Origin of the sequence: Oscillochloris sp. ZM17-4 (assembly GCF_019599295.1) — a bacterium.
Classification (GTDB): Bacteria; Chloroflexota; Chloroflexia; order Chloroflexales; family Chloroflexaceae; genus Oscillochloris.
Genome location: NZ_JAIEWN010000011.1, coordinates 7,493 through 16,533, shown reverse-complemented (window position 1 = coordinate 16,533; position 9,041 = coordinate 7,493). Strand labels below are relative to the sequence as shown.

Annotated in this window: 6 protein-coding genes; 4 read left to right on the top strand and 2 right to left on the bottom strand. The window is 70.9% G+C overall.

Features of this window, described 5'->3' with window-relative positions; all coding sequences use genetic code 11:
• Both K2Z83_RS10555 and K2Z83_RS10550 read left to right on the top strand, forming a co-directional pair.
• Nucleotides 1-1,627, top strand: a 1,627-nt coding sequence (locus tag K2Z83_RS10555) for a hypothetical protein (RefSeq protein WP_220595147.1), incomplete at its 5' end; no start/stop codon positions are given.
• 31 nt (nt 1,628-1,658) lie between these two features.
• A complete protein-coding gene (locus K2Z83_RS10550) occupies nt 1,659-2,783 on the top strand; it encodes a UbiA family prenyltransferase (protein ID WP_220595146.1) in 1,125 nt (374 codons plus the stop codon).
• A gap of 29 nt (nt 2,784-2,812) precedes the next feature.
• On the opposite strand, the gene K2Z83_RS10545 is transcribed toward K2Z83_RS10550, so the two are convergent.
• A complete protein-coding gene (locus K2Z83_RS10545) occupies nt 2,813-3,760 on the bottom strand; it encodes an NAD(P)-dependent oxidoreductase (protein WP_220595145.1) in 948 nt (315 codons plus the stop codon).
• 743 nt (nt 3,761-4,503) lie between these two features.
• On the opposite strand from K2Z83_RS10545, the gene K2Z83_RS10540 reads away from it, so the two are divergent.
• Both K2Z83_RS10540 and K2Z83_RS10535 read left to right on the top strand, forming a co-directional pair.
• Nucleotides 4,504-5,916, top strand: coding sequence for a kelch repeat-containing protein (locus tag K2Z83_RS10540; protein ID WP_220595144.1), 1,413 nt, complete (start codon nt 4,504-4,506; stop codon nt 5,914-5,916).
• Nucleotides 5,913-7,022, top strand: a complete 1,110-nt coding sequence (locus K2Z83_RS10535; RefSeq protein ID WP_220595143.1) for a diguanylate cyclase — start codon at nt 5,913-5,915, stop codon at nt 7,020-7,022. The genes K2Z83_RS10540 and K2Z83_RS10535 overlap by 4 nt, the downstream gene beginning before the upstream one ends.
• A 129-nt stretch (nt 7,023-7,151) precedes the next feature.
• Here K2Z83_RS10535 and K2Z83_RS10530 read toward each other — a convergent pair whose 3' ends face one another.
• Entirely contained in the window at nt 7,152-9,002 is a 1,851-nt protein-coding gene (locus tag K2Z83_RS10530) for an SLC13 family permease (protein WP_220595142.1), read from the bottom strand.
• Nucleotides 9,003-9,041 lie beyond the last annotated feature (39 nt).

The window sequence follows — 9,041 nt, the reverse complement described above, 5'->3', positions numbered from 1 at the left end:
CGCGGTGATCGGCGGCCTGCTCGCCCGCGTGCGCAGCTTCCCGCTGGCCTGGGACGTGGCCCGCACCGCCCTGCTGATCTACCGCCAGCCCGAGGGCTTCGCCGAGCTGGCCCAGTCGCCCGATGTGGAGCAGCGCGAGCTGGTGGTCGAGAGCCTTGTCGAGCTGTACGCCGACGAGCCGGCCGCCGCCGGCGAGCTGATCAAGCAGCTCTGCCAGCGCGACTCGGAGGAGGCCCGGCGCACCGGCCTGAAGGCGGCCTACTATATCGGACCGCGCGCCCGCGAGATCTTCCTCTGGGCCGCCGCCAAGGGCAGCCCCGCCCTGCGCCGCGTGGCCCGCGACGCGCTCTACCTGATCTGGCGCGGCGACCCCGACTTCACCTACGGGCTGCTCAAGGACCTGGTCGGCAAGGTTGGCCCCGGCGCCCTGCGCGACCTGCGCAACATCGTGGAGTTCTTCTTCGAGCTCTCGGTGGTGATCTATATCAACCACTGCGACCGGCAGGACGTGATCGACCGCACGGTGGAGCTGTACTACGAGCTGGCCAAGCAGCGCCTGCACCTGGATATCCTCAACACCGGGCTGTTCGGCAAGACGATCGAGGACCTGATCTTTCAGGCGGTGGCCAGCGCTTTCTCGCAGCCCATCCTCGACACGATCATGCTCTCTGAGGTGATGCCGATCGACCAGTTCTTCGCCCTGCCGCTTGAGGAGCGGGCGCTGCTGGTGCGCGCCGCGCCCCTGTTCGACCCGGCGACTCCCCTGGCCGAGCACCTGGGCACGATGGAGGCGCTGCTGCGCGGCGGGAATATCTTCTTCAACCTGGTGGGCTGCGCCCAGCTGGCCATCCACGCCGCCGAGAACTTCGCCGTCGCCGAGCCGCTTGTGCGCAACCTGTTCGAGCGCCTGCCCGGCCCCGGCCGGCTCTGGGTGCTGCTCAGCTTCTCGGCGCTGATGCCGAGCACGCCGCCGGCCTGGGCCCCGCTGATCGAGCAGCTCACCGAGCGCATGTTCGGCGAGCACCCCGAGATCGTCTACGGCGAGGCGCCCGGCCTGCTCGGCCAGCTCGACATCCTGCTGCTGCCGCTCGGCCTGGCCTACGGCAAGGTCGGCCAGACCATGCCGGCGATCGAGCTGCTGCTCCAGGACGGGCTGCTGCGCGGGGACGACCGCCAGATCGCGCGCTGCGTGGCCGGCCTGGCCGCCGTCGGCTTCTACTACCCCGAGCCGACCTTCCGCCTGCTCGGCGACCTGCTGGCTGGCCTGGAGCCCGCGGCCTACCCGGACAGCCTGGTCACGACCCTGGCGACCATGCGCACCCTGCACCTGGACGGCGTCGATGTCTTTATGGGCCGGGCCGGCCTGAGCGACGACCTCCAGCGCCGGGTGTCCGCCGCCGCCGACACCGAGCTGGTGCGCCGCTTCATCTACTGGCTGGGCATGTTCAACCAGGTGGTCCACTCCTGCACCTACTACCCGAAGATCCGCCGCCAGATGGCGATGTCGGCCATGGATATGCTGGCCACGGCTCGCCAGCCCAGCGAGTTTATCGCCGCCTACACGGCCAACGTCTTCCGCATGCTGCGCGAGGCCGGCTTCCGCCTGAGCGAGTGGACGACACCATAGCAAATGTTGAATGTTGAATGTTGAATGCTGAATGGTGCATGAGGTGAGCAATTCAACATTCAACATTCAACATTCAACATTCAACATTATGATCGACGCCTACAGGTTCTTCAGGTTCTCCGCCTTCGGTGCCACGGCGGTGCTGCCGCTGCTGGGGGCGGGGAGCGTGCGGCCGCGGCTGGGCCTGCGCCCCGCCCTGGGCCTGCTCGGGGTGGCGGCCGCCTTCCACGCCTTCGCCTATGTGCATAACGATGTGTGCGACCTGGAGCTCGACCGCAGCCAGCCCCTGCGCGCGGAGTACCCGCTGGTGCGTGGGGATGTCTCGCCGCGGGCGGCGCTGGCGGTGGCGCTGGGCTGCGTGCCGCTGGCGTTTGTGATCGACGCATGGCTGCTGGGCGACGAACGACGAGCGACGAACGGCCAACAACCGATCTCCCATCCACCTTCATCCTTCATCCTTCATCCTTCATCCCTCTTAGCATCGGCGTTTGCCCTGATGGCCGCCTACAACCGCTGGGGCAAGGCCTGCCCCTTCCCGCCGGCCACCGATCTGCTCCAGGGGGCGGGCTGGACGCTGCTGATCGCCTACGGCGCGGCGGCGGTCGGGCGGCCGGCGGGCCGGCTCACCGGCGCGCTGATGGCCTACGAGCTGCTGCTGATCCTGATGGTCAACGGGGTACACGGCGCGCTGCGCGACATCGGCAACGACCGGGGGCGCGGCGCGTACACGACGGCGATCATGCTGGGGGCTGCGGAGACGCCCGACGGGCTGCGGGTGCCGGCGGGGCTGCTGGCCTACGCGCTGGCCCTCCAGGCGGGGCTGCTGGCCCTGCCGCTGTGGGCGGCCACCGAGAACCTGGGCAGCTACCGCGCCAGCCACGGCACTGTGGTCGCCTTCGGGGTGAGCGGCACCGTCGGTCTGACGGTGGCCCTGCTCGCTGAGGCGGCGCGCGGCGGGGCCAGGCCCGCCGATGTGGGCATGCTGCACCTGATCCTGCTGCTCAGCGCCCCGGTGGCCCTGGTGGCCCCCGGCCTCGGCCCGCCCCTGCGCGCCGTCACCCTGCTCGCCCACACGCTGCCGCTGCTGGCCAACGGCATGACCTACGACGCGCTGAGGTGGATCTGTGGGAGCGGGATACCGTCCTCGTTGTCGTAAGGGCGCAGCAGCGCCGCGCTGCTGCGCCCTTACAATCCCTGATCGCCGACACAGGTCGGCAGGCCGTCGCGGTAGCTGGGGTAGCGCGGCGTCACGCCGAGCTCCTCGCGCATGCGCCGGTTGGCCATGCGGTGGGAGACCGCCGCCATGTCGGCGAGGTCGGGCGGCAGGGGCGCGGGGCGGCCGCGCAGGCGGGCGAGCGCGCCCAGCGCCCAGACCAGGGCGCGGGCGGCGGCGGGGGCCATGGTCGGCGGGGGCGGGCCGCCGAGCAGGCGGGCCAGCTCGCCGTAGAAGTCGCGGATCAGGGTCGGCTCGTCGTCGGCCAGGTTGTAGATCTGGCCGGGGCGGCCGCGCTCGGCCAGGGCGCGCAGCCCGGCCACGGTGTCGTCGATGTGGATGTAGCTGGCGTAGCCGTGGCCGCCGCCGATCAGCGGGAAGCGCCCCCGGCGCACCTGCTCGGTCATCAGGTTCGGGCTGCCCAGGCCGTAGACCCCGGCGATGCGGGCGACGATCACGGGCAGGCCGACGCGCGCGTGGGCGCGCAGCAGGAGCTGCTCGGCCTCGGCCTTGGCCCGCGCGTAGTGGAAGGCTGGCTCCGGCGGGGTGTCCTCGCCCAGCCAGGCGTCGCCGCTGGGGTAGAGCGCCCCGCTGCCGGCATAGATGATCGTGCGCACGCCAGGCGTGCCGGCGCAGGTCGCGGCGACCGCGCGCGCGCCCGCGACGTTCCCGCGCACGATCTCCTCGGGCGTGCCCAGGGCCGAGCCGGCCAGGTGGTAGACCACCTCGACGCCGCGCAGGGCCGCGACCAGCGCGCCGGCATCGCCCACGTCGGCGGCGACCGTCTCGACGCCGAGGGCGGCCAGCTCGGCCAGCCGCGCCGCGTCGCGGTCGAGGCCGCGCACGGCCAGGCCGTCGGCGCGCAGGGCGCGGGCCAGGTGCCGGCCGATGTAGCCGGCGCATCCGGTGATCAGAATCATCGCTTTGCTCGCTCCATCCTATTGCTCGTCAGATCGCGCATCAGTATAGCACCGGCGGTGCTGGCTGTGTCTGGGGACTGGGAGAGGGGTAGACGTATGTTCTTGCAGGCGCCCGGCACCCGCCGGGCCGTAAACGGCCGGGTGCCTCGCATATGCGCCGAAACCATGATACCGCTGGCGAATTCCAAAACGCCCTTCTGACCTACGAGTTCCACCGCTGCCTGATGCAGCGGTGGCGGACAACTGCGACAATTCGCCAGCGGTATCAACCATACGCCACACCCGTGATCGAGGGTGCGGCGTAACCGGCGAGCCTGCCGGTTTAGTCGGCGAGCCTGCCGGTTTAGTCGGCGAGCCTGCCGGTTTAGTCGGCGAGCCTGCCGGTTTAGTCGGCGAGCCTGCCGGTTTAGTCGGCGAGCCTGCCGGTTTAGTCGGCGAGCCTCCGGGTTAAGGCGGCGCAACTTCTGGTTAAGGTGGCAGGCCCGCCGGGCCGCCCGGCGCGTAAACGGGCGGGCTTACCTAATGCCCATACGTCGGCTGCGCTGCGCCGGCGTTGTGCAGGGCGATTGTAATTTTTTTTCACAATAAATAATAATAGTACATTAATGAGCGGTCTGTATTGTTAGGGTGCCAGGCACTGATCGTCAACCATTTGCCTACCGTTCCTCTATGTGGCGATACATACAGTATCTGGGTTCACTTCGTGACGGACAGGCTACCGAATTCATTACAGGAGACCGTCAATGGAAGCCGGACACCCTCTACAATCGCGCGCGCGCACGCGTCTTTCCGCCCTGCTGTGCATTGTGCTGACGCTGAGCCTCTGGGGCCTCGCCCCGGTCGGTCGCGCCCAGGCGGCGCTGCCGACGCCGGAGGCGCCGTCGCTCTCGGCGCAGCTGCGCGCGGCCTTCCCCGCGCTGGCGCCGCAGCTGGCCGCGCGCGCGTCCTTCGCGCCCGCGACGCGCGATGTGGCCGGCCAGGCGCTGGCCGGGCTGGTGCCCGCCGCCGACCCGCTGCCGCCTGAGGGCATGCTGCCGGCCGAGCGCGCGGCCTGGCTGGCGATGGCCCGCCGCAGTGCGCCCGCCGATGGGCTGAGCGCCTTCTTCCCGCAGCGCTTCAGCGACCCGCTGATCGTGAGCCAGGGGGCGGCGCAGGTGCGGCTCCAGGCGCTCGATGCCGCCTCGGTCGCGGGCGCCGTCGAGGACGGCGCGCTGGTGTACCGCGAGGCCTACCCGGCGACGGATAGCGTCTACCTGGCTGGCGACGGGCAGGTGAAGGAGCTGCTGTATCTGCGCGACGCCGGCGCGCCGACGCGCTTCGCCTACACGCTCGACGCGGGGGCCGACGCGCAGGTGACGCGCGACGGGGCGGGCGGCGTGCGGGTGGCGACCGCCGGCGGCACGCTGACCATCGCCGCGCCCTGGCTGGTCGATGCGACCGGCCGGCGCTCGACGGACGCCGTGCGCTGGGAGCTGGCGCCGGGGCGTGCGGATGGCCCGGCGCGGCTGACCCTGGCCCTCGACCCGGCCGGCCTGGCCTACCCGCTGCTGATCGACCCGACCTGGGGCACGATCACCAACACGCTGGCCAGCGCGCGCACCGATCACACGGCGACGCTGCTGGCCAGCGGGCAGGTGCTCGTCGTCGGCGGCTCTGGCAGCAGCGGCTACCTGAGCAGCGCGGAGCTGTACGACCCGGCGACGGGCAACTGGAGCGCTACCGGCAGCCTGGCCACCGCGCGCCGCAGGCACACGGCGACGCTGCTGGCGAGCGGGCAGGTACTCGTCGTCGGCGGCTCTGACGGCAGCGGCTACCTGAGCAGCGCGGAGGTGTACGACCCGACGACGGGCAGCTGGAGCGATGTCGGCAGCCTGTCTACCGCGCGCCAATACCACACGGCGACGCTGCTGCTTGACGGCACGGTGCTCGTCGTCGGCGGCTCTGACGGCAGCGGCTACCTGAGCAGCGCGGAGCGCTACGACCCGGCGACGGGAAGTTGGAGCCCCACCGATAGCCTGGCCAGCGCGCGCGGCATTCACACGGCGACGCTGCTGGCGAGCGGGCAGGTGCTCGTCGTCGGCGCTATCGAATGCTATACTGGCTTCCCAGCGCACCCGTGTTGCCTGCGCCGGCTACGCACCAGGATAGTGCCATGAAGCCCTCCTCGCCGAAAGCCCCCTCGCATAGGACGTCGGCGACGTTCTACCCGTTCAAGCTCCGCATCCTCAAGCTGCTGCTGACATGCGGGGTGAGCGCGCTCCTGGCGATCTGGGCGCTGGAGTCGCTCTCGGGGCTGATCATCCAGCTCGACCGTGTCGCCTACCCGATCATGGCCGCCGTCTACGCCTCGAGCCTGATCGCGATCTCGCTCAGGCCACAGACCCTGTTTATCGCCGAGAAGATCAGCTTCGTCACCCTCGCCCTCTATGTGATCATCCAGCTCCTCAGCATCGTCCTCGACCTACAGACCGACTCGTCGCTCTACAGCATCGCCACGATGGTCCAGTGGGTGCCCCTGGTCTACATGACGGCGTTTATTTTCTTCGAGACGCGCCATGCCATCGGCATCTCGATCATAATCTACCTGACGCTCCTCGTGCCGATCATCGCGCTGCTCCTGCTCGGCGGGCTGGCGAGCGCACAGAGCGATAGCCACGCTATCGTGATCAACCTGCTCTGGGCGCACCCGGTCTACATCGTCGCCCTCACGAGCATCGCCTGGCTCAAGGCGCACCTGGTCGCGGCGCGAGATGACGCCAGCGTGATGAGCACGGCGGCCAATGTGGACTACCTGACCGGCGTGGCGAACCGCCGCGCCGCCGCCCACGCGCTCCAGGCAGCCCTCGCCGAGGCGCAGATGATGGGCAAGGATCTGGCGGCGCTGCTGATCGACATCGACCACTTCAAGCAGATCAACGACCGATTCGGCCACGACGTGGGCGACTCTGTGCTCATCGACCTGGCCGCCGCCCTGCGCAGACAGCTGCGCGACAGCGACACCCTGGGGCGCTGGGGCGGCGAGGAGTTCATCGTCATCGCCCGGCAGGTCGCCCCCGCCGAGGCGGCCGCCCTGGCGGATCGGCTGCGCCTGTCGATCGCGCAGCGCCCCGCCCCCCAGCCCGCGCCGATCACGCTCAGCCTGGGGGTGTCCTCCGCGCGCCCCGACGACACGCCGGAGTCCCTGGTCAAGCGGGCCGACGAGGCGCTCTACCGGGCCAAGCAGGGTGGGCGCAACCGGGTGGAGGTTTGGAGCGCGGAGTAGCGCGGAGGTGTTCCTGGCAGGCACATGCCGCACTGGCTCTGCTGCGGCGCGGCTACGCCGCGCCGCAGCAGAGCCAGTTTTTTTGTGGGAGAGCTTCGCTCTCCCACACCCTCACCGTGCGGCCCCAGCCTAGAACGGGAAGAAGATCGGCACGGCGACCAGACAGATCAGCAGCACGATCAGCTGGAGCAGCAGGCCGGCGCGGGCGTAGTCGGCGAAGCGGTAGCCGCCGGGCGAGAGGATGAGCGTGTTGACGGGGGTGGCGATCGGCGTGGCGAAGGCGGTGGATGCGGCGATGGCGGCGGCCACCAGCAGCGGCTCGGGGTTGACGCCGATACGCATGGCGGCCTCCAGGGCGATCGGAGCCAGCAGCACCGCCGTGGCTGTGTTCGAGATGAACTGGCTGAACAGGCTGGTGAGCACAAAGACCCCGGCCAGCAGGGCGAGCGGCCCGGCCCCGCCGAGGGTCGTCGTCAGGGCCTCGGCGATCAACGCTGCGCCGCCGGTCTTCTGGAGGGCGGTGGCCATCGGCAGCATCGCCGCGATCAGCACCAGGCTCTCCCAGCTCATGCGCCGGTAGACCCCGGCGATCGGCGTGCAGCCGCTCAGCACCATGGCCACGGCGGCCAGTAGGGCCGCCGTGACGGTGGGCAGCCAGCCGAGGGCCATGGCCGCCAGCATGGCCAGCATGATCGCCACGGCGGCGGGCCAGCGCGGCGAGAGCTGCTCGCTGGCCCGCTCCTCAAGCTCGCGCGGCACCGAGGCCACCACAAAGTCGCCGAAGTGGCGCTGCTCCTGGATCACCGGCTCCAGGGCCTCGGCCGACCCGGCCACCAGCAGGGTGTCGCCGAAGCGCAGCGGCTCGTCGGCCAGGTCGCCCTCAAGCGGCTGGCCGAGGCGCTGGAAGCCCAGCACGGTGACGCCGAACTCGCGGCGGATGTTGGCGTCGGCGATCGTGCGGCCGATGAAGCGCGAGCGCGGGTTGAGGGCCACCTCGATGATGTGCAGGTCGGAGCTGATCAGCTGGCCGCCGCTCGCCGCCGGCAGCTGGTCGAGCCCCTGCTCGGCCACCAGGCCGGCAACGCGGGCGGCGGGCGCCTGCACCTCGATCAGGTCGCCGACGGCCAGCCGGCTCTCGGCGTTGGCCGGGCGCGAGGGGCCGGGCGCGGGGCGGGCCGGCGGCCACGCCTGCACCGCCACCACGGTGGCCCCGTAGCGGGCGCGCAGGCCGCTCTCGGCCAGGCTGCGCCCGGCCAGGGGCGAGCCCGCGCGCACTCGCAGCCGCGAGATGCTGTCGGGCATCAGGTAGGCCGCCGAGAGCTCGGCCAGCGAGATCTGCGAGCGGCCCGCGCCAGCGGCGGGGTCAACCCGGGCGGGCAGCAGGCGGCGGCCGGCCAGGGCCATGAAGGCCACGCCGGCCAGCAGGATGATCAGCCCGATCGGCGTCATGCTGAAGAAGCCCAGGGCCGGCCGCCCGGCGGTGACGAGGGCCTCGCTCACCACCAGGTTCGGCGGCGTGCCGATCAGGGTCAGCATCCCGCCGATCAGGGCGGCGTAGGCCATAGGGATGAGCAGGCGCGAGGGGCTGAACCCGGCGCGGCGGGCCAGGCTGACCGCGATCGGCATCATGATCGCCACGGTGCCAGTGGAGCTGATGAAGGCCGAGAGCGGCGCGACCACCAGCATCGTCACCGTTAGGACGCGCAGCTCGCTGGTGCCGGCCACCCGCCCGAGCCAGCGGCCCATCGCGGCGGCCACCCCCGTCTGAAAGAGCCCATCGCCGACCACGAAGAGCGCGGCGATCAGCATCACGGTGGAGTCGCCGAAGCCGGCGGCGGCCTCGGCCGGGGTGAGCAGCCCGGCCAGCAGCAGCGAGAGCAGGGCCATGAGCGCGACCAGGTCGAGCCGCAGGCGGTCGCTCACAAACAGGGCGATGGTGGCGGCCAGGATTCCGAAGACGATCAGGATGTCAGTGGTCATTTATGTAATCTCGGCGATCCGCGCGGCGGCGGCCCGCAC